At 62.9% G+C, this 20134-nt stretch carries 16 protein-coding genes; 4 read left to right on the top strand and 12 right to left on the bottom strand.

What is annotated here, in order from left to right; genetic code table 11:
* Positions 1–8: 8 nt before the first annotated feature.
* The 11 genes from ACNFCH_RS22530 to ACNFCH_RS22480 all read right to left on the bottom strand — a co-directional run bounded on the left by ACNFCH_RS22530 (position 9) and on the right by ACNFCH_RS22480 (position 14022).
* Entirely contained in the window at positions 9–1133 is a 1125-nt protein-coding gene (locus ACNFCH_RS22530) for a multifunctional CCA addition/repair protein (protein WP_416743902.1), read from the bottom strand.
* Between the two features lie 56 nt (positions 1134–1189).
* On the bottom strand, positions 1190–2758 hold the full coding sequence (locus ACNFCH_RS22525) for a SpoVR family protein (protein ID WP_070090660.1): 1569 nt from the start codon (positions 2756–2758) through the stop codon (positions 1190–1192).
* Complete coding sequence (locus ACNFCH_RS22520) at positions 2755–4026, bottom strand: YeaH/YhbH family protein (RefSeq protein WP_196165390.1); 1272 nt, start codon at positions 4024–4026, stop codon at positions 2755–2757. Before ACNFCH_RS22520 ends, ACNFCH_RS22525 begins: the two co-directional genes overlap by 4 nt.
* A gap of 140 nt (positions 4027–4166) precedes the next feature.
* Positions 4167–6089, bottom strand: a complete 1923-nt coding sequence (locus tag ACNFCH_RS22515) for a PrkA family serine protein kinase (protein ID WP_043210384.1) — start codon at positions 6087–6089, stop codon at positions 4167–4169.
* A gap of 285 nt (positions 6090–6374) precedes the next feature.
* Complete coding sequence (gene glpE / locus ACNFCH_RS22510; protein WP_196167830.1) at positions 6375–6704, bottom strand: thiosulfate sulfurtransferase GlpE; 330 nt, start codon at positions 6702–6704, stop codon at positions 6375–6377.
* 40 nt (positions 6705–6744) lie between these two features.
* Positions 6745–7584: a symmetrical bis(5'-nucleosyl)-tetraphosphatase gene (locus ACNFCH_RS22505; RefSeq protein ID WP_337159234.1), complete on the bottom strand. Its 840-nt coding sequence runs from the start codon at positions 7582–7584 to the stop codon at positions 6745–6747.
* The gene (apaG, locus tag ACNFCH_RS22500) at positions 7584–7964 is read right to left on the bottom strand and encodes a Co2+/Mg2+ efflux protein ApaG (RefSeq protein ID WP_043210391.1); all 381 of its coding nucleotides are present in this window, start codon (positions 7962–7964) and stop codon (positions 7584–7586) included. The genes ACNFCH_RS22505 and apaG overlap by 1 nt, the downstream gene beginning before the upstream one ends.
* Before the next feature lie 155 nt (positions 7965–8119).
* On the bottom strand, positions 8120–8926 hold the full coding sequence (gene rsmA, locus ACNFCH_RS22495) for a 16S rRNA (adenine(1518)-N(6)/adenine(1519)-N(6))-dimethyltransferase RsmA (RefSeq protein WP_416743898.1): 807 nt from the start codon (positions 8924–8926) through the stop codon (positions 8120–8122).
* Positions 8923–9912 (bottom strand): 4-hydroxythreonine-4-phosphate dehydrogenase PdxA, encoded by a 990-nt coding sequence (pdxA, locus tag ACNFCH_RS22490; RefSeq protein WP_337159236.1) that lies wholly within the window; start codon positions 9910–9912, stop codon positions 8923–8925. The genes rsmA and pdxA overlap by 4 nt, the downstream gene beginning before the upstream one ends.
* Positions 9909–11228, bottom strand: a complete 1320-nt coding sequence (gene surA / locus ACNFCH_RS22485) for a peptidylprolyl isomerase SurA (protein WP_070571937.1) — start codon at positions 11226–11228, stop codon at positions 9909–9911. Before surA ends, pdxA begins: the two co-directional genes overlap by 4 nt.
* Positions 11209–14022: an LPS-assembly protein LptD gene (locus tag ACNFCH_RS22480; RefSeq protein ID WP_416743896.1), complete on the bottom strand. Its 2814-nt coding sequence runs from the start codon at positions 14020–14022 to the stop codon at positions 11209–11211. Before ACNFCH_RS22480 ends, surA begins: the two co-directional genes overlap by 20 nt.
* Before the next feature lie 130 nt (positions 14023–14152).
* Here ACNFCH_RS22480 and ACNFCH_RS22475 point away from each other — a divergent pair, with 130 nt between their 5' ends.
* The 3 genes from ACNFCH_RS22475 to ACNFCH_RS22465 are packed head-to-tail and all read left to right on the top strand — an operon-like array spanning position 14153 to position 16606.
* Positions 14153–15172 (top strand): aminoglycoside phosphotransferase family protein, encoded by a 1020-nt coding sequence (locus ACNFCH_RS22475; RefSeq protein WP_416743893.1) that lies wholly within the window; start codon positions 14153–14155, stop codon positions 15170–15172.
* Entirely contained in the window at positions 15169–15840 is a 672-nt protein-coding gene (murU, locus tag ACNFCH_RS22470; protein WP_337159239.1) for an N-acetylmuramate alpha-1-phosphate uridylyltransferase MurU, read from the top strand. The genes ACNFCH_RS22475 and murU overlap by 4 nt, the downstream gene beginning before the upstream one ends.
* Position 15841: 1 nt before the next feature.
* Complete coding sequence (locus tag ACNFCH_RS22465) at positions 15842–16606, top strand: TerB family tellurite resistance protein (protein WP_070090649.1); 765 nt, start codon at positions 15842–15844, stop codon at positions 16604–16606.
* A 37-nt stretch (positions 16607–16643) separates the two neighbouring features.
* Here ACNFCH_RS22465 and ACNFCH_RS22460 read toward each other — a convergent pair whose 3' ends face one another.
* The gene (locus ACNFCH_RS22460) at positions 16644–17642 is read right to left on the bottom strand and encodes an alpha/beta hydrolase family protein (protein ID WP_416743890.1); all 999 of its coding nucleotides are present in this window, start codon (positions 17640–17642) and stop codon (positions 16644–16646) included.
* 95 nt (positions 17643–17737) lie between these two features.
* Here ACNFCH_RS22460 and ACNFCH_RS22455 point away from each other — a divergent pair, with 95 nt between their 5' ends.
* Positions 17738–20125: a PAS domain S-box protein gene (locus tag ACNFCH_RS22455; RefSeq protein ID WP_416743889.1), complete on the top strand. Its 2388-nt coding sequence runs from the start codon at positions 17738–17740 to the stop codon at positions 20123–20125.
* The last annotated feature ends 9 nt before the right edge of the window (positions 20126–20134 follow it).

Below are 20134 nucleotides of genomic sequence, written 5' to 3'. Positions count from 1 at the left end.
CACGCAATTCAGCGCTGCGTGTAGGCCTCGAGTGCCGTCAGGCGCGCTTGCTTCAGCGCTTCCCCCAGTGCCTGCCCCGTCAGGCCTTTTTCCACCAACGCCTTCACATCGACCGCCTTGGCCACTGCCGCCGCACCGCGCAGGTAGTCGGCCTGTGGATAGACCTGTTCGCCTCGGCTGAGCGCTTGCGCCTGGCAGGCGGCGATGAAGTCTTCGAAGCGCTGGGGGCGCCGATAGACGTCGAACTTCTGCAGCAACTCCAGTAAACGGGTCGCGCTCAGTTGCAGGGCTCCATGGCACAGAGCCTGGCATTCCACGACCAGCAGGGCCAGTTCCTGGCATTCCCGGGGCGCCTTGAAACGCTGGTTGAGTGCCTTGGCGTGGTTCAGGTCGGCAAGCTCATGCAGCAGACAGGCCCAGCGCACATTGAGCGGTTGCTGCGAGCGGGCTGCCTGTTCCAGCACTTGCAGGGTGTGACTTTGCTGTTGGTCCAGCAGCGCGTTCACCTCCGGCATCAGTACCTTCAGGGCGCCGCATTCACGTAGCACCTGGATGAACACCTGGGGTTGATCTTCCATCAACGCCCGCTCGATCTCCTTCCAACTGCGTTCGGCGGTCAGCGCCTGCAGCTCGCCCGATGCGCTGATCTGGCGCATCAGTTCGAGCGTTTCGTCGGCGACATGGAAGCCCAGCGGGGCATAGCGGGCGGCGAAGCGGGCCACGCGCAGCACGCGCAGGGGATCTTCGGCGAATGCTGGAGAAACGTGACGTAATAGGCGAAGATCGAGATCATTCTTGCCATGGTAGGGGTCGTACAGGTTGCCCTGTTCATCTTCGGCCATGGCATTGATGGTGAGGTCCCGACGGATCAAGTCCTCTTCTAGCGTCACCTCGGGGCTGGCATGGAAGGTAAAACCACCATAGCCCCGCCCGCTCTTGCGTTCGGTACGCGCCAAGGCGTACTCCTCGCCCGTACGTGGATGGATGAACACCGGGAAATCTGCCCCGACCGGGCGATAGCCCAGGGCCTGCATCTGTTCGACCGTGGCACCGACCACCAGCCAGTCGATATCGCTGACCGGGCGCCCGAGCAGGCGGTCGCGCACCGCGCCACCGACTTTGTAGATCTGCATGTAGAACCTCCATTACTGCCGACAGGATAACCTGTCGGCAGTAATGGAGGTGGCTCTCAGAGGTGGTGGACCACCGCCAGGTCCATGCGACCGTATTCGCCCGCTTCGCTCTGGTCGCCCCGGGGCGGCATGTGATGGGTTTTCATCACCTGGTCGCCTTGCACGGTTTCCAGGTGGATATCGAAGCCCCACAGGCGATGCAGGTGCTTGAGCACTTCTTCGGTAGAGTCGCCCAGCGGTTTGCGATTGTGTTGCTGGTGGCGCAGGGTCAGGGAGCGATCGCCGCGGCGGTCGATGCTCCAGATCTGCACGTTGGGCTCGCGATTGCCCAGGTTGTACTGGGCGGCCAGTTGTTCACGGATGATCCGGTAGCCGGCTTCGTCGTGGATCGCCGGTACCAGCAGGTCGTCGCGCTGGTCGTCATCGAGGATGCTGAACAGCTTGAGGTCACGCATCACCTTGGGCGAGAGGTACTGCAGGATGAAGCTTTCATCCTTGAAGCTGCTCATGGCGAACTTGAGGGTGGAAAGCCAGTCGCTGCCGGCGATGTCGGGGAACCAGCGTCGATCTTCCTCAGTAGGGTTTTCGCACATGCGCCGGATGTCCGTATACATGGCAAAGCCCAAGGCATAGGGGTTGATGCCGCTGTAGTAAGGGCTGTCGAAGCCGGGCTGGAAGACCACGCTGGTGTGCGACTGCAAGAACTCCATCATGAAGCCTTCGGTCACCAGGCCTTCATCGTACAGGTCGTTCATCAGGGTGTAGTGCCAGAACGTCGCCCACCCTTCGTTCATCACCTGGGTCTGACGCTGTGGATAGAAGTACTGGGCGATCTTGCGCACGATGCGCACTACTTCGCGCTGCCAGGGCTCGAGCAGGGGAGCGTGTTTTTCGATGAAATAGAGGATGTTTTCCTGCGGTTCGGCGGGGAAACGCACATCATCGCGCTCGTTGCCTTTTTCCGAGCCCTTGGGAATGGTGCGCCACAGGTCGTTGATCTGGCGTTGCAGGTGCTCCTCGCGCTCCTTCTGCCGGCGACGTTCTTCCTCGGCGGAGATGGGATAGGGGCGTTTGTAGCGGTCGACGCCATAGTTCATGAGGGCGTGACAGGAGTCGATGAGGTCTTCGACGGCATCGATGCCATGGCGCTCCTCACACTGGGCGATGTACTGCTTGGCGAACACCAGGTAGTCGATGATCGAGCTGGCGTCGGTCCAGGTGCGGAACAGGTAGTTGCCCTTGAAGAAACTGTTGTGGCCATAGCAGGCATGGGCGATCACCAGTGCCTGCATGCACATGGTGTTCTCTTCCATCAGGTAAGCGATGCACGGATCGGAGTTGATCACGATCTCATAGGCCAGGCCCATCTGACCGCGGCTGTATGACTTTTCCGTGCTGAGGAACTGCTTGCCGTAGGACCAGTGGTGATAGCCCAGCGGCATGCCGACGGAAGCATATGCATCCATCATCTGCTCGGCGGTGATCACCTCGATCTGGTTGGGGTAGGTGTCCAGGGCGTAACGCTCGGCCAGGCGGCTGATTTCGCGGTCATAGGCCTGGATCAGCTCGAACGTCCACTCGGACCCGGTGGAAATGGGTTGGCGTCTCTGCTCTCTGGCGGTCATGTGGCTAACCTGCGCTGGAAGAGTTCACGGAAGACCGGGTAGATGTCACCGGCCGATACCAACTGCTGCTGGGCGAAGGTATCTGGGAATGCCTCGCCGATGCGCTCGTATTCGTACCACAGCGCCTGGTGCTCGCGAGGGGTGATCTCGACGTAAGTGTAGTACTGCACATGCGGCATGATTTGCTTGGAGAGGATCTCGCGGCAGATCGGCGAGTCGTCGTTCCAGTTGTCACCGTCCGAGGCCTGGGCGGCGTAGATGTTCCAGTCGCTGGCCGGGTAGCGTTCGGCCATGATCTCCTGCATCAGCTTGAGCGCGCTGGAGACAATGGTGCCGCCGGTTTCACGGGAATAGAAGAACTCTTCCTCGTCCACTTCGCGCGCGCTGGTGTGATGGCGAATGAACACCACCTCGATGCGGTCGTAGTTCCGCTTGAGGAAGAGGTACAGGAGGATGAAGAACCGCTTGGCGATGTCCTTGGTGGCCTGGGTCATGGAGCCGGAGACGTCCATCAGGCAGAACATCACAGCCTTGGAGCTGGGGTTGGGCTGTTTGACCAGCAGGTTGTACTTAAGGTCGAAAGTGTCGAGGAAGGGCAGGCGGTTGATGCGTGCTTTCAGGCGTTCGATCTCGGCTTCGGTGGCCTGGATATCCGTGAAGTTGTCCGGCTCCTCGACCTTAAGGCGGGCGAGTTCTGCCTGGGCTTCGCGCAGCAGGGCGCGGCTGCTGCCGGTCAGGGCGATGCGCCTGGCGTGTGCCGAGCGCAGGGTGCGCACGATGTTGATGCGCGAGGGGTTGCCCTCGTTGGCGATGCCTGCGCGCACGGTCTTGAAGGTGTCGGCGCCGGTCAGGTGACGTTTGACCAGGTTAGGCAGCTCCAAGTCCTCGAACATGAATTCAAGGAACTCTTCCTGGGTGATCTGGAACACGAAATCATCCATGCCCTCCCCGGAGTTGCCGGCCTTGCCGCGTCCGCCACCCCCTCCGCCGCCCTGTGGCCGGGGGATATGCTCGCCTGCGGTGAACTCTTTGTTGCCGGGGTGGATAATGGTCTGTTTGCCGCCACGACCATGGTGCAGCACGGGTTCGTCGATATCACGACCCGGAATGCTGATCTGCTCGCCATGCTCCATGTCCATGATGGAGCGGCGGCTCACGGCCTCTTCGACGGCTTTCTTGATGTGCTCACGGTACCGCCGCAAAAAACGTTGGCGGTTGACCGTGCTCTTGTTCTTGCCGTTCAGGCGTCGGTCGATTACGTAGCTCATGGTCCCTCCGGTGACTGGATGCAGCCGCAAGCCTCAAGCTTCAAGCTGCAAGAATGAGCAGCCACCGCTGCCGCAAGCTGGGGCGCGAGCCTGAGCCCTGCGCCGTACAGCTTGCAGCGTGCGGCTTGTCGCTTGCCGCTTTATTGCGATTTCCTGACCCGCAGATACCATTCCGACAGCAGGCGAACCTGTTTGTCGGTGTAGCCACGTTCCACCATCCGGGTGACGAAGTCGTTGTGCTTCTGTTGATCCTCCTTGCTGGCCTTGGCGTTGAAGCTGATAACCGGCAGCAGGTCTTCGGTGTTGGAGAACATTTTCTTCTCGATCACCACGCGCAGCTTCTCGTAGCTCAGCCAGCTCGGATTCTTGCCGTTGTTGTTGGCTCGGGCCCGCAGCACGAAGTTGACGATCTCGTTGCGGAAGTCTTTCGGGTTGCTGATGCCCGCCGGTTTCTCGATCTTCTCCAGCTCTTCGTTGAGGGCGATGCGGTTGAGGATCTCGCCGGTTTCCGGATCGCGGTATTCCTGGTCCTGAATCCAGAAGTCTGCGTACAGCACGTAGCGGTCGAAGATATTCTGGCCGTACTCGCTGTAGGACTCGAGATAGGCAGTCTGAATCTCCTTGCCGATGAACTCGATGTAGCGCGGCGCCAGGTATTCCTTGAGGTAGCGCAGGTAACGCTCGCGCACTTCGGCAGGGAACTGCTCCTGTTCGATCTGCTGTTCGAGCACATAGAGCAGGTGCACCGGGTTGGCGGCGATTTCGTGCGGATCGAAGTTGAACACCTTGGAGAGGATCTTGAAGGCGAAGCGGGTCGACAGGCCGTTCATGCCTTCATCGACACCGGCCGCGTCGCGATACTCCTGGATCGACTTGGCCTTCGGATCGGTGTCCTTGAGATTCTCGCCGTCGTAGACGCGCATCTTCGAATAGATGTTGGAGTTCTCAGGCTCCTTCAAGCGCGACAGCACGGTGAACTGCGCAAGCATCTTGAGGGTGTCCGGTGCGCAGTGCGCTTTGGCCAGCGAACTGTTGATCAGCAGCTTGTCGTAGATCTTCACTTCGTCGCTGACGCGCAGGCAGTAAGGCACCTTGACGATGTAGATCCGGTCGATGAACGCCTCGTTGTTCTTGTTGTTACGGAAGGTGTGCCACTCCGATTCGTTGGAGTGGGCCAGCAGGATCCCGGAGTAGGGGATCGCGCCGAGGCCTTCGGTGCTGTTGTAGTTGCCTTCCTGGGTGGCGGTGAGCAGTGGGTGCAGGACCTTGATCGGGGCCTTGAACATCTCGACGAATTCCATCAGACCCTGGTTCGCCCGGCACAGCGCCCCCGAGTAGCTGTAGGCGTCGGCGTCGTTCTGCGGGAATTCCTCGAGCTTGCGGATATCCACCTTGCCGACCAGGGCGGAGATGTCCTGGTTGTTCTCATCGCCGGGTTCGGTCTTGGCGATGGCGATCTGGTTCAGTATGGAGGGGTAGAGCTTGACCACCCGGAACTTGGAGATGTCCCCGCCGAACTCCTGCAGGCGCTTGGTGGCCCAGGGGGACATGATGGTGTTCAGGTAGCGGCGCGGGATGCCGAATTCTTCTTCGAGAATGGCGCCGTCCTCGCTGGCGTTGAACAGCCCCAGGGGCGATTCGAACACCGGAGAGCCCTTGATGGCATAGAAGGGGACTTTCTCCATGAGCTGCTTGAGCTTCTCGGCCAGGGACGACTTGCCACCGCCCACAGGGCCCAGCAGGTACAGGATCTGTTTCTTCTCCTCCAGGCCCTGTGCGGCATGGCGGAAGTAGGAGACGATCTGGTCGATGCATTCTTCCATGCCGTGGAAGTCGGCAAAGGCCGGATAGCGGCGGATCACTTTGTTGGAGAAGATTCGCGACAGCCTGGAGTTCGTTGAGGTATCGACCAGCTCTGGTTCGCCGATGGCCAGCAACAGCCGTTCGGCCGCCGATGCATAGGCACTGCGATCCTCTTTGCACAGCTCGAGGTACTCCTGCAGCGAGAATTCTTCCTGGCGGGTTGACTCGAAACGTTGTTGGAAGTGGCTAAAAATGCTCATGACGTCACCTCGCTCGATACGTGGAGCCGACGCCGGATCAGTCAGCATGATGCTGGCATGCAACCGGGCTGGCCGATTGCTGTATACCCCCCAGAACACCCGTAGAAACGCTACCGATGACCCGCACGCCGGTGTACCGGCTCTCCCCTTTTTTGGATGGCCTGGGCTTAAGGATAGTTGGTTATACGGGAGGTCAAGGGCGCGAGGCCGAGAAGATACTCACGACCGTTCGTCAGGAAAGGCCCAAGCCCGCACGTGGCGCGGGCTGCGGGAAAATGAAAAAAATTATTCGGCGCCGCCTTGAGCGGTTTCGGCCGGGTAGGTGCTGCGCCACAGCTCGAAGCCGCCGTCGAGGCTGTACACCTCGGAAAAGCCCTGGCCCACCAGATAGGCCGCCGCGCTCTGGCTGGAATTGCCGTGGTAGCAGACCACCAGGGTCGGTGCATCGAGGTCGGCATTGCGGATGAACTCCGCGACCGAATGGTTATCCAGATGTGTGGCGCCGCTGATATGGCCGGCGGCAAACGCCTGTGGGTCGCGAATGTCGACGACCACCGCACCTTGCTCACGCAAGGCCAGGGCCTGCTCGGGAGGGATGCGCTTGAATTCGCTCATGGGGCGGTTTCCTTCGGGGCTGATCGTTAAGTCTAGTCGGTTATGCCGGTTGGCGTGGGGTGCCGTCGTCGGCGCACTCGCAGCGGTGGAATTCGCCGCTGTCGACGTTGTACAGGGTCATGGCGCCGCCCCATACACAGCCGGTGTCCAGGCCGATGACGTCGGGAACATCGACACGCCCTTCCAGGGCGGCCCAGTGGCCAAAGAGGATCTTCACATGACGTGAGCGTCGGTCCTTGTGGGCGAACCAGGGCTTGTAGCCCTTGGGGGCGGTATCCAGGCCTTCCTTGCTCTTGAGATCGAGCTTGCCCTCGGCGGTACAGAAGCGCATGCGGGTGAAGTAGTTGGTGATCACCCGCAGGCGGTCGACGCCGGTCAGGTTCTTGCTCCACTTGTTCGGTTCGTTGCCGTACATGCCATCGAGGTAGAGCTTCAGGCGGGTGTCGTCGCGCAGCACTTCCTCCACCTCGGCCGCCAGTTCCAGGGCCTTGCCCAGTGTCCACTGGGGCGGGATGCCGGCGTGGACCATGGCGATGCCGCGTGACTCGTCATAGTGCAGCAGCTTTTGCTGGCGCAGCCAGTCGAACAGCTGATCGGCGTCTGGCGCTTCGATGATCTCGCGCAGGGTGTCGCTCTTCTTCAGGCGCTCGACATTGTGCCAGGCCGCCAGCAGGTGCAGGTCATGGTTGCCCAGTACGCACACCAGCGATTGGCGGATCGAATAAAGAAAGCGCAGGGTCTCGAGCGACTCGGGGCCGCGGTTGACCAAGTCGCCCACCAACCACAGACGGTCCACCGCTGGGTTGAAGTGCACGCGTTCGAGCAGGCACTTGAGCGGCTGCAGGCAGCCCTGCAGGTCGCCGACCGCGTACACCGCCATCAGTGCAGTGCTCCAGGTACGGCCAGGCGGAACGGCGCGATGGGGGCGTCGAAGTGTTTGCCGTCCTCGGCGAACATCTGGTAGCTGCCCTGCATGGTGCCGACGCGGGTCGTGAGCACCGCCCCGCTGCTGTAGGTGTGGCTGTCGCCAGGCTCGATGAGTGGCTGCTGGCCGACCACGCCTGCTCCACGAACCTCTTCGACTTCCCCGTCACCATTGGTGATCAGCCAGTGGCGCGAGACCAGCCGGGCCTTGAGCGTGCCGTTGTTCTGCACCGTGATGGTGTAGGCGAAGGCAAAGCGGTCGTTGTCGGGATCGGATTGTTCTTTGAGGTAACGGGTCACGACGCTGACGTCGATCTGATAGCGGGGGTCTGACATGCAAAGGCCTTGGACGAGCGGACGCAAATACTGCAATGGTTGCAGTCTAGGCCATGGACAGGGCTGTAGGCCAGTTGTGTCGGGCTTGGCGTCGCTTGTAGACATTACCGGCCCTGTCGTAGGCGTATCCCACGACAGGTGGCGGTAAGGCGTCCTCAGCTGGCGCTTGGCTGTTCGGCCAACTTGTCGGCCAGGCGTACGAACGCCGCCAGGTCCAGTTGTTCCGGGCGCAGGCTGCCATCGACGCCCGCAGCCTCGATGGCCTGGCTGTCGAGCAGGCCCTTGAGGGTATTGCGCAGGGTCTTGCGGCGCTGGTTGAAGGCTTCGCGGACGACGCGTTCGAGCAGGCGCGGATCCTTGGCCGGGTGTGGCAGGGTCTCGTGCGGCACCAGTCGGACGATGGCCGAGTCCACTTTCGGTGGAGGATTGAAGGCGCCGGGGCCGACGTTGAACAGGTGCTCCACGCGGCAATGGTACTGAACCATGATCGACAGGCGGCCCCAGTCACCGCCACCTGGGCCGGCGGCCAAACGCTCGACCACTTCCTTTTGCAGCATGAAGTGCATGTCGCGGATCAGGTTGGCATGGTCCAGCAGGTGAAAAATCAACGGCGTGGAGATGTTGTAGGGCAGGTTGCCCACCACCTTGAGGCTGCGCGCAGGCACGCCCAGCTGGTTGAAGTCGAACTTCAGGGCGTCGCCTTGGTGCAGGCGGAAATTGTCGCGGCCGGCGAACTTGTGCTGGAGGATCGGCACCAGGTCCTTGTCCAGTTCGACGACGTCCAGTTGGGCGCCGCTGCCCAGCAGGCCTTCGGTCAGCGCCCCTTGGCCTGGGCCGATTTCCAGCAGGTGCTCACCGGGCTTGGCGTTGATGGCGCGCAGAATGCGGTCGATGATGCCCGCGTCATGCAGGAAGTTCTGGCCGAAGCGCTTGCGCGCCCGGTGTTGGTATTGCTCGTTCATGGTCGGTTCTCGGCCATCTGGTAGGCGGTTTCCAGGGCGACGCGCAGGCTTCCGGTGTCGACGTTGCCGCTGCCGGCCAGGTCCAGGGCGGTGCCGTGGTCGACCGAGGTGCGGATGATCGGCAGGCCCAAGGTCACGTTGACCGCAGCGCCAAAGCCTTTGTACTTGAGCACCGGTAGGCCCTGGTCGTGGTACATCGCCAGCACCGCGTCGCAGTGCTCCAGATATTTGGGGGTAAACAGGGTATCGGCCGGCAGCGGACCGCGCAGGTCCATGCCTTGGCTGCGCAAGCGCTGCAAGGCAGGCTCGATGATGTCGATTTCTTCGCGGCCCAGGTGGCCGCCTTCGCCGGCATGCGGGTTGAGGCCGCAGACCAGGATACGGGGCTGGGCAATGCCGAATTTGTCACGCAGGTCGGCATGCAGGATCCGCGTGACCCGCTCCAGGCGCTCGGCGGTGATGGCGTCGGCGACGTCGCGCAGGGGCAGGTGAGTGGTCACCAGGGCCACGCGCAAGCCATGGGTGGCCAGCATCATCACCACTTGGGTGGTCTGGGTCAGGTCAGCCAGGAATTCGGTATGGCCGGAGAAGGCGATGCCGCTTTCGTTGATCACGCCCTTGTGCACAGGCGCAGTGATCATGCCGGCGAAATGCCCATCCAGGCACCCTTGACCTGCGCGTGTCAGGGTCTGCAGCACGAAGGCAGCATTGGCCTTGTCCAGTTGTCCAGGCACTACCGGAGCGGCCAGTGGCGTATCCCAGACGTACAGGCTGCCCGCGGGGGCAGGCTGGTCGGGCCAGGCGCCTTGGATGACCGGCAGCAGGGTGACGGACAGCCCCAGCTGCGTGGCCCGCTCGGCGAGCAGGTCACGGCTGGTGATGGCGATCAGGGGATGGGGCTGGGCCTCGGCGGCCAGCAGCAGGCACAGGTCGGGGCCTATGCCGGCCGGCTCGCCGGGCGTGACGGCGAAGCGCAGGGGCTTCACTGGGCAGCCTGGTCAGCGCCAGGCAGCTTGATTTCAACGTAGGCTTCGTCGCGGATCTGACGCAGCCAGGTCTGCAGTTCTTCGTCGTACTTGCGGTTGCGCAGCACGCTCAGGGCCTGCTGTTCGCGCGCTTGCTCGGTGCTGTCGGTGGCGCGGCGGCCCAGTACTTCCAGCACGTGCCAGCCGTACTGGGTGCGGAACGGACGGGTCACTTCGCCCTGGGGCGCATTGGCCATCTGCTCGCGGAACTCAGGTACCAGGCTGTTGGGGTCGACCCAGTTGAGGTCGCCACCGTTGAGCGCGGAACCTGGGTCTTCCGAGAAGCTCTTGGCCAGTTCGCCGAAGTCTTCGCCGTTCTTGATGCGCTCGTAGAGACGCTCGGCCAGTTGCTCGGTGGCCGCATCGCTGCGGATCTCGCTTGGCTTGATCAGGATGTGGCGCACATGGACTTCGTCGCGCAGCACGCTGGCATTGCCCCCGCGCTTTTCCTCGAGCTTGAGGATGATGAAGCCGTTGGGGATGCGGATCGGCTGGGTGATGTCGCCGTCGGCCATGCTGCTCAGCATCTTGGCGAAATCAGGTGGCAGTTGGCCGGCTTTACGCCAGCCCATCTCGCCGCCTTCCAGGGCGTTTTCGCTGGCGGAACGTGCGATGGCCATCTGGCCGAAGTCCGCGCCTTGCTTGAGCTGCTGGTAAACGTCACCGGCTTGGCGGGCGGCCGCCTGAATGGCCTCGGAGTTGGCGCTTTCCGGGGTCGGGATCAGGATGTTGGCCAGGCGGTACTCTTCGGACAATTGCATCTTGCCCAGGTCCGAGTTCAGGTAGTTCTTCACCTCCTGCTCCGAGACCTGGATGCGCTCGGCCACACGGCGCTGGCGCACGCGGCTGATGATCATCTCGCGCTTGACCTGGTCACGGGCGTCGTCGAACGACAGGCCATCGTGGGCCAGGGCTGCACGGAACTGATCAAGGCTCATGCCGTTGCGCTGGGCAATGGTGCCGATGGCCTGGTTGAGTTCCTCGTCGGTGATGCGGATACCCGAACGCTCGCCGATCTGCAGTTGCAGGTTCTCGACGATCAGGCGCTCCAGTACCTGCTGCTCCAGGGCGCCCGCCGGCGGTACACCACCGCCGCGCTTGGCGATGGTCTGCTGTACTTCGCGGATGCGCTGGTCCAGCTGGCTTTGCATGACCACGTCGTTGTCGACGATAGCCACCACGCGGTCCAGGGGTTGTACCGCGGCATGCACCGCGCCACTCAGCAATACAGCGCCCAGCAGCAGCGGGCGCAGGCGATCAATAAGCTTGGTCTTCACGTGTACGGTAACCTTGAATGCCTTCGTCGAGGAACGTCTCGACCTTGTTGCCCACAACGCCGCCGAGGCCTTTGAGGACGATTTGCAGGAAGACGCCGTGGTCGCCTTTTTCGTTATCTGGCACTGCCTGGCTGAAATCGTCGTAGTCGATCCAGTAACGGTTGATCAGACGCAGCTTCCAGCAGCAGCTGTCATACTCGAAACCACCCATGGCTTCCAACGTGCGATTGCGGTTGTAGTCATGTTGCCAGCGGGCGATAACGCTCCATTGCGGCACGATCGGCCAGATAACCGAGAAGTCGTGCTGCTGGATCTTGTAATAGTTTTTGATGTAGTTGGGGTCGCCTGGAACGCCGTAGTCGCCGCCGGTCTTCCAGGTACCGCTTAGCTGATCATAGATGATCAGGTCGTTGCGGTAGCGATAGCCGATGTTGACGATCTTGTTGGGATTGTCCTCAGGCTGGTAGTGGAACATGGCGCTACCCGAGCGTGGCTTGCGGCTGTCCGGATCCCAGTTGTAGTCGGAGTTGAAGCGCCAGTCGCGGTTGAAGGCATACTGATACTCAAGCGCGTAAGGCGATACGTCTGCCTGCGAGTCGGCACGGGTACGCCAGTCGATACCTGGCATCTGCACCTTGCGGTCGCGGAAGTACAGGGCCTGGCCGACGCTGAAGCGCTGGCGCTCGAAGCCGTTTTCCTCGATCCAGCGGTTGGTCACGCCCAGCGACAGCTTGTTCTCGTCGCCGATGCGGTCGGAGCCGCTGAAGCGGTTGTCGCGGAACAGCGAGGCGTAGTTGAAGTAGGTCTCGCCGGTGTCGAAGACCGGGATGTCCTTCTGGTCCTCATACGGGACGTAGAGGTAGAACAGGCGCGGTTCGAGGGTCTGGCGGTAGTTCTTGCCGAACCACTGGGTGTTGCGGTCGAAGTACAGGCCGCTGTCTACGCTGAAGACAGGCACGCTACGGTCCTGCGAACTGGAGAAGTTGCCTTGCAGGTCGCGTACTTCCGGCGTCGCGGTGGCCAGGTCATTCTTGCCCTTGCCGTCCAGGTCAAGGTCGTAGTGGGTATAGACGTACTTGAGCTTCGGCGTCAGGAAACCGTAGCTGGCCTTCATGGGCAGGCTGATCGCCGGCGCCAGGTTCAGACGGGTGCCGTTGGACCGGGCGATCCCGAAGACGTTTTCGTCGAGCCTGCGCCCATCGGGGCCGGCAGAGGTATCCAGCTCGCCGTCCTCGTTGAACACGGTGTCGTTCTTCAGGTCGCGTTCGAAGCGGACTGCCTCGGTATCATAAGTGAAGTCAAACCCGCCCGGATGGTACGGCAACATGCCGTTCAAGGTGATCTGCGGCAGCTTGTCGTACGGGGTAACGCGCGAAATGGTCGCCATCTCATACGCGTGGAGATTCAACCGTGCCTGGTAACTATCACCGCGATAGGTAAGCGTACCGCGCTGGTTAACCACATCCCGACTTTCAACACCAATCTGACCGGTTTCCAGATCCTGGAAGTAGAACGGGTCGCTGATGTCGGTGTAGTCCACCTCGCTCATCAAGCGCGAATCCAGCCCGCCCTTGTGCTGCCAGTTGTACATCCAGCGCTGTTCTTTGTAGTCGGTCTGGTCTTTACGATCGTCGTTCTTGTCGTTCAGGTACGCAGCACCGAGCTGGCCTTCGCTGGACTTGGTGAGGTAGCGGAACTCGCCTTCCATCAACATGCCGCGTTTGGCCATGTAGCGCGGGTACAACGTGGCGTCGTAGTTCGGCGCCAGGTTGAAGTAGTACGGCGTGACCAGCATGAAGCCGGTGTCGCTGCTGGTGCTGAACGACGGCGGCAGGAAGCCGGACTGGCGACGGTCGTCGATCGGGAAGTAGATGTACGGTGTATAGAACACCGGGAAATCCTTGACCCGCAGGGTGACGTTGGTCGCGGTACCGAAGCCGGTGGCCGGGTTCAGGGTGATGTTGTTGCCCTTGAGCTGCCATGCGTTGCTGCCCGGCTCACAGGTGGTATAGGTACCGTCCTTGAGGCGGATGATGGCGTTTTCGCCACGCTTGGCGTACAGCGCGTTGCCGCGAATGTGTGACTTGTGCATCACGTATTCGGCGTTGTCGACCTTGGCCTCGCCGGTGTCCAGCTGGATCTCGGCCTGGTCGCCGACGACCAGCGAGCCATTGTCGCGCAGCTTGACGTTGCCCTTGAGCTCGCCGCGGTTCTCGGCCTGGTACAGGTTGGCCTCGTCGGCCTGGACCTGCATGCTGCCTTGGCGCATGACCACATCACCAGCGAGGGTGGCGATCTGCTGCTCCTGCTGATAGCGGGAGACCTTGGCGTTCAGGTAGGTCGGTGCTTCGTCCTTGGGCGTGGTGTCGTCCATGCCCGGACGCGACGGCTCGATGTACGCGCCGCCGCAGTACGGACCGGTCTCGGCCAATTGGGCGGCGGTGAGTTTTTCGCGGGGAACCCAGTCAAGGTGGCTGTAGTCTTCGCTACGCGATTTCAGGCCACGGCCTTTGCTTTCGGTGACCAGCACCGGCTTGGGTTCGCCATCGGCGTCGGTCTCGGCGACCTGGGCGTCACCGCCCGAGCTCAGCGCGGCGCCTTCATGCACTGGGCGTGGAGGGAGGTTGCTGACCGTGGTCTTGGGCTTGCAGTCCCAACCACCGGAGGCGGACACTTGGCAGTCGAACTGCTCGGCTGCCACCACGTAGGACGTGGCCAGAGGTTGCAGGGCCAGCAGACCGCCAGTCACCAGCAACGGAAACTTTCTACGAAACGCGGGGGATTTCAATGCCATCTTATTAGTCCGGGCTTCCTGCGTGCCATCTGCCCGCGTGTGGGGCCGCACGCCTCTCGATGGTCTGAAAAAGATGCTGGATAATAAAGCATGACCCGCTTGACGGCTAGGGCCGTCGGAGACCCTTGTAATGCCCGATCACGATGTACGCCTGCAACAACTGACCGCTTGGCTCGATGAGCAGCTTGACCGTCTTTTCCGTGAAAACGCCTGGGGCGTGGTGCCCGAAGGCAGCCTGACCGCCGCCAGCAGCGACGCGAGCTTCCGTCGTTACTTCCGCTGGCAGGGGGACGGACGCAGCTTCGTGATCATGGACGCACCGCCGCCCCAAGAGAACTGCCGCCCCTTCGTCGACATCGATCATCTGCTGGCCAGTGCAGGGGTGCACGTGCCGGTCATCCACGCCCAGGACCTGGATCGCGGCTTCCTGTTGCTGGGGGATCTGGGCCACCAGACTTATCTGGATATCATCGATGCAGACAATGCCGACGCACTGTTTGCCGATGCCATCGATGCCTTGCTGGCGTTCCAGCGCGTGCCGATGGAAGAACCGCTGCCCAGCTATGATGTCGCCCTGCTGCGCCGTGAAGTGGAACTGTTCCCCGAATGGTACGTCGGCCGGGAACTGGGCCTGACATTCACCGAGGCGCAGCAGGCGACCTGGCAGCGGGTGAGCCAGTTGCTGATCGACAGCGCCCTGGCCCAGCCCAAGGTGCTGGTGCATCGCGACTATATGCCGCGCAACCTGATGCAGAGCACACCGAACCCTGGCGTGCTGGATTTCCAGGACGCGGTCTACGGCCCGGTGACCTACGACATCACCTGCCTGTTCAAGGACGCGTTCGTCAGTTGGCCCCAAGCACGTGTCGAGGGCTGGCTGCGCGATTACTGGCAGAAAGCCCAAGCGGCCGGCATCCCGGTGCAGGCAGACTTCGAGACCTTCCACCGCGCCAGTGACCTGATGGGCGTGCAGCGCCACCTGAAGGTGATCGGCATCTTCGCCCGTATCTGCCACCGCGATGGCAAGCCGCGATATCTGTCTGACGTGCCGCGTTTCTTCGCCTATATAGATGAAGTGATCAGCCGTCGTCCGGAGCTGGCCGAACTGGGGCAGTTGATCGCCGAGCTGAAGGCCGGAGCGTATTCATGAAGGCAATGATCCTGGCGGCGGGCAAGGGCGAGCGCATGCGCCCCCTGACCCTGCACACTCCCAAGCCACTGGTGCCGGTGGCGGGCCAGCCATTGATCGAGTACCACCTGCGGGCGCTGGCCAAGGCGGGCTTTACCGAGGTGGTGATCAACCATGCCTGGCTTGGCCAGCAGATCGAGGATCACTTGGGCGATGGCGCACGCTTTGGCCTGAGTATCCGCTATTCGCCCGAAGGCGAGCCGCTGGAGACCGGTGGCGGGATCTTCAAGGCATTGCCGCTGTTGGGTGATGCGCCGTTTTTGTTGGTCAATGGCGATATCTGGACCGACTACGACTTCGCCCGTTTGCGCACGCCCCTCAAAGGCCTTGCGCACCTGGTGCTGGTCGACAACCCTGGTCATCACGGTCGTGGTGACTTTCGCCTGGACGGCCAGCAAGTCGTCGACGGCGACGAGGCGCCTGGCACCTTGACCTTCAGCGGCATCTCCGTACTCGATCCCGCGCTGTTCGAAGGCTGCCAGCCCGGTGCCTTCAAGCTGGCGCCACTGTTGCGTCATGCGATGGGCGAGGGGCGGGTGAGCGGTGAGCACTTCCAGGGGCACTGGGTCGATGTCGGCACCCTGGAGCGCCTGGCCGAGGTCGAGCGCTTGATCGGCGAGCGCGCTTAAGATGTGGTGGCCAAGCACATTGATAGGTGCCGGTGCCGGTTTCGCCGTAGCCAGCATTCCCGGTGCGTTGCTCGGGGCCCTGCTTGGCCAGGCCATGGACCGTCGCCTGCGTCTTGAGGGTTGGGACGATTTGCGTGAGCGCCTGGGTGGACGCCCGGCATTGCGTGACGAGGAGTTGCTGTTCGTGCTGCTCGGGCGACTGGCCAAGAGCGATGGTCGGGTCGTCGATGGGCATATTCAGCAGGCCCGCCATGAAATGACCCGGTTGGACATGGCCGAGCCGGCGCGGCTACGGGCAATCGCGGCCTTCAATCGCGGCAAGTCGGGCAAGGTCCGCGTAGGGCGCTACCTGCAACGGATCAAGCAACAGCCCCATGCTGCCGAGGGTACCTTGCGTGCCTGCTGGCGGATGGTCTGGGCGGATGGCAAGGCGGGCATGCGCGAGCGTGAGCTGTTACTGGAGTGGGGGCGCCGGCTAGGCTTGTCGCGGACCCAGATCCAGGCGCTGGCCCTTGAGTACGAGCCGCGCAAGGCGGCGCCGGAGGGGGCTGTGATGACCTATGCCGGGGCCCTGCGCCTGCTTGGGGTCGAGGCGGACAGCGAGATCGAGCACATCAAACAGGCCTATCGCCGGCTGGTCAGCAAGCATCATCCGGACAAGCTCGCCGGCAGCGGGGCCAGCGAAGCGCAGGTGCGCGAGGCGACCGAGCGCACCCGTGAGCTGCACCAGGCCTATGCCATGGTGCGCAAGCGGCGCGGGCTTTAAGGGCCGGAAGCAGGGGCTGCACGGCAGCCCCACCGCCTCATTCCTGCGGCATCAACCACCCACGCACCCGGCGGAACAGTTGCTCCTGCTGCGCCGCCGCATTACCCGGCATGGCGATCAGCGCCAACTGCCGATACTGGCTGTCCTTCTGCCGCTTGCTGGCCTGCAGGCGCAGCTCGGCAGCGCGACGGTCGCGTGGCTGGGTGCTGTAGTAGACATCGGCGGTCGGCACCTTGACGGTGGGCGCCAGGGCTTCGAGGTCCTGCTCTACCTGGGCCGGTGTCTGCGCGGCGATCATCACCAGCTTCTGTACCTGTGGCGGTTGCCGCTCGCTGAGGTAGCGCGCGGCCCAATAGGCACCACTGCCATGGCCGACCAGCGCGATGGTGCGGACACTGTGTTGCTGGGCAAAGGCGACAGCGGCATCGAGGCGGGCGAAGATGCGCTCGGCGTCGGCCGGGTCGTTTTGCTCGCTGGCGTCCTTGGCATCGGTGCTTTCGGCCGCGTCGGCTTCGGCGGCAGTGGCCTGGGCGACGTTCGCGTTGGCATCCTCAGGGGTATCCTTGGCGGGCGCGGACTCGCCCTTGCCCTTTTCAGGTTCCGGAGCAGGCTTGCTCTCGACACGCGCTTGCGGGCTGTCGCTGACAAGGTCCGGTAGGCTAACGCTCAAACTGTGCCAGCCGACATCGGGGAACTTGCGTCGCAGCGGGCCGACAGCGTCAGGCCAGTCGGCGTTTTCACCGGCGCCGGGGACGATGATCACTGCGCCTTTGGGGTCGGCGTCGTTGGCCGGCTTCCACAAGGCGAGGAAGTTTTCGGCGCCCGCCTGCAAGGTTTGTTGTTCGGCTTTGGGCACGGTTCGTTCGAGCGCCTGGGCGTCTTCCTGGCTTCGTTCGGCCAGGGGCGGGCGAGGCGCGGGCGCGGTGGGCGACTCTGCGGCGGCCGGAGGTGTTTGAGGCTCGGCGGCCTGTGTGCCGAGCGGTAGGAGCGTGGCCATGCAGCAAATGGCCAGCGTCGTGCGATAAAGTGTGAACATGAATCAACCCAAGGCCAGAATGATACCGGCAGCCTAATAGTATTTGTCCGTGACGGCCATGCGCGTCGGCCGTCCTTGCCCAGACGAGCGTATAGATGAAGCGAATGCGTTGCCTGTGGGTTATCGGCTGGTTGCTGCTGCCCTTGATCGCCTTGGCAAGACCCGAGCCTGAGCCTTCGGTGGTCTTGGAGCCGGTCCAGCAACAATGGCTCGATGGCCATCGCAGCCTCAGGGTGGGTGTGGTGTTGCAAGCGCCCTATGCCCAGTTCGATCGTCGGCTGCAGCAGTTGTACGGCGCCAATGTCGAAGTGGTGAACGCGCTGTCCCGGGTGCTCAGGTTGGACCTGACTTGGCGCAACTTTGCCGATCAGCAGGCCCTTGAGCACGCACTGCGAGCCGGTGAGATCGACTTCGCGCCGGGCCTCACGCAGACCCCGGCCAGCCTGCGGCTGTGGTCATTCAGCGATCCGTACATGCGTGTGCCGCAACTGGTCGTGGGGCCGCGCACCGGGGCGATGGCGGTCGAACTGGAGAAGCTGGGCGTCAACGACCGGGTGGCGGTGCGCATGCCCAGTGCCTTGGCCGATTACCTGCGGGCCAACTACGTCAACCTGAACCTGCAGGGCGTGCCCGATGAGCGTCAGGCCCTGCAACTGGTACTGGGTGGCCAGGCCAGCTTCGCGGTCATGGACGAGGCGCGCCTGAGTGGGTTGTCCCGGGAAAGCGAGTTTGGCGAGCTGGCGGTGGTCGGCGACATTGGTCTGCCGCAATTGCTTCGCGTCGGCTCGCGGCGCGACTGGCCGATCCTGGCGGATGTCCTGGAGCGGGGCCTGCAAGCCATTCCTGCCAAGGAGCTGGAGCAGTTGCACCAGCGCTGGCTGCAACCCAAGTATCCACGGCTGAGCGACACCGCAGGCTTCTGGCAGAACCTGGCATTGTTGTTCGGCCTGTTGCTGATCTGCGCTGTTGCCACGCTGCTCTGGCAACGGCGTCAGCAGCATCAACTCGAGCGCAACCTGCTGGCGACACGGGAGACCCTGGCCGAGCGCCAGACGCGCGAGGAGGCGCTGCGACTGAGCCAGTTCTCCATCGACCAGAGCACGGTCGGCATTCTCTGGGTCAACTGGGACAGCCATGTGCGCTACGCCAACCACGCCGCCGAGCGCATGCTCGGCAGGGGCGAGGGCGAGTTGCTGGACCGGCCGCTGATCGACGTCGAGCCCAACCTGCACATGGACCGCTGGTTGCAGTTGTGGAAGCGCGTGCGCACCGGCGACGGCGGGGTCGAGCCGTTCGAAACCCAATGCCTGCGCAGCGATGGCAGCCTGTTGCCGGTGGAACTGTCGCTGAGCTTTCTGCGTTTTCGCGATGCCGAGTACCTGGTGATGTTCGTCACCGACATCACCGAGCGCCGACGCGCCCTGGCGGCCATGCGCGAAAGCGACGCGCGGCTCAAGGGCATCGCCGGCAATGTGCCCGGGCTGGTGTTTCGCCTGGAGCGCGACCCGGCCGAGGGGGACCTGGAGTTCCCGTATATCAGCGAGGGCAGCGAAGCGTTGGTCGGCTATGCGCCGGCGCAGATCCAGCACCCGGACATGGGGCTGCGCAACTTGGTCCACCCCGAGGACCGCGCGGATTACCACCGGGTCCAGGACCTGGCACTGGCCACCGATCAGGATTGGTCCTGGCAGGGACGGATCCTCACCCGCCAGGGCGAGCAGCGCTGGGCCGACATCAAGGCCAGTACCCGGCGCCTGGCCGATGGCCGGGTGGTGTGGGACGGCGTTGTCTGGGACATCACCCAGAGCAAGCGCGTCGAGTTGGAGCTGGCGCGCTCCCAGGAGCAGTTGCGCGAACTCTCGGCGCACCTGGAGAGCGTGCGCGAAGAAGAAAAAGCGCGGATCGCCCGGGAAGTCCATGATGAACTGGGGCAGATGCTCACGGTGCTCAAGCTCGAGGTGTCCATGTGCGAACTGGCCTACGCCGAACTCGACCCCGGACTGAACGAACGCCTGGACAGCATGAAACGCCTGATCGCGCAGTTGTTCCAGTTGGTGCGTGACGTGGCCACCGCCTTGCGCCCGCCCATTCTCGATGCGGGCATCGCCTCGGCCATCGAATGGCAGGCCCGGCGCTTCGAGGCGCGTACGCAGATCCCCTGCCTGGTACAGGTGCCGGATAATCTGCCAGCATTGAGTGAGGCCAAGGCCACCGGTCTGTTCCGGATCCTGCAGGAGGCGCTGACCAATGTGATGCGTCATGCCCAGGCGCATACCGTGCAGATCGAGCTGGCATGCGCTGAGGGCTGTCTGCGCATGACGGTCATCGATGATGGCGTGGGGTTCAGCTGCGATCAGGCCCGGCCTACGTCCTTCGGCCTGGTGGGCGTGCGCGAGCGGGTCCTGATGCTGGGCGGCGGCATGACACTGGACAGCGAGCCAGGTGAAGGTTGTAGCCTGAGTGTGACCATTCCGTTGGGGTAGGGGAGAACG

Source organism: Pseudomonas sp. NY15354 (assembly GCF_048068075.1).
Classification (GTDB): Bacteria; Pseudomonadota; Gammaproteobacteria; order Pseudomonadales; family Pseudomonadaceae; genus Aquipseudomonas; species Aquipseudomonas guariconensis_C.
The sequence above is the reverse complement of the archived record's forward strand: the minus strand, read 5'-3'. Positions and strand labels throughout refer to the sequence as shown.

Bases quoted from the DNA above. Each gene is read 5' to 3' on its own strand.
- ACNFCH_RS22475 (WP_416743893.1), top strand. From the start codon at position 14,153: ATGCCCGATCACGATGTACGCCTGCAACAACTGACCGCTTGGCTCGAT.
- murU (WP_337159239.1), top strand. From the start codon at position 15,169: ATGAAGGCAATGATCCTGGCGGCGGGCAAGGGCGAGCGCATGCGCCCC.
- ACNFCH_RS22520 (WP_196165390.1), bottom strand. From the start codon at position 4,026: ATGAGCTACGTAATCGACCGACGCCTGAACGGCAAGAACAAGAGCACG.
- ACNFCH_RS22480 (WP_416743896.1), bottom strand. From the start codon at position 14,022: ATGGCATTGAAATCCCCCGCGTTTCGTAGAAAGTTTCCGTTGCTGGTG.
- ACNFCH_RS22525 (WP_070090660.1), bottom strand. From the start codon at position 2,758: ATGACCGCCAGAGAGCAGAGACGCCAACCCATTTCCACCGGGTCCGAG.
- ACNFCH_RS22465 (WP_070090649.1), top strand. From the start codon at position 15,842: ATGTGGTGGCCAAGCACATTGATAGGTGCCGGTGCCGGTTTCGCCGTA.
- apaG (WP_043210391.1), bottom strand. From the start codon at position 7,964: ATGTCAGACCCCCGCTATCAGATCGACGTCAGCGTCGTGACCCGTTAC.
- glpE (WP_196167830.1), bottom strand. From the start codon at position 6,704: ATGAGCGAATTCAAGCGCATCCCTCCCGAGCAGGCCCTGGCCTTGCGT.
- ACNFCH_RS22455 (WP_416743889.1), top strand. From the start codon at position 17,738: ATGAAGCGAATGCGTTGCCTGTGGGTTATCGGCTGGTTGCTGCTGCCC.
- ACNFCH_RS22530 (WP_416743902.1), bottom strand. From the start codon at position 1,133: ATGCAGATCTACAAAGTCGGTGGCGCGGTGCGCGACCGCCTGCTCGGG.
- ACNFCH_RS22515 (WP_043210384.1), bottom strand. From the start codon at position 6,089: ATGAGCATTTTTAGCCACTTCCAACAACGTTTCGAGTCAACCCGCCAG.
- rsmA (WP_416743898.1), bottom strand. From the start codon at position 8,926: ATGAACGAGCAATACCAACACCGGGCGCGCAAGCGCTTCGGCCAGAAC.
- ACNFCH_RS22460 (WP_416743890.1), bottom strand. From the start codon at position 17,642: ATGTTCACACTTTATCGCACGACGCTGGCCATTTGCTGCATGGCCACG.
- ACNFCH_RS22505 (WP_337159234.1), bottom strand. From the start codon at position 7,584: ATGGCGGTGTACGCGGTCGGCGACCTGCAGGGCTGCCTGCAGCCGCTC.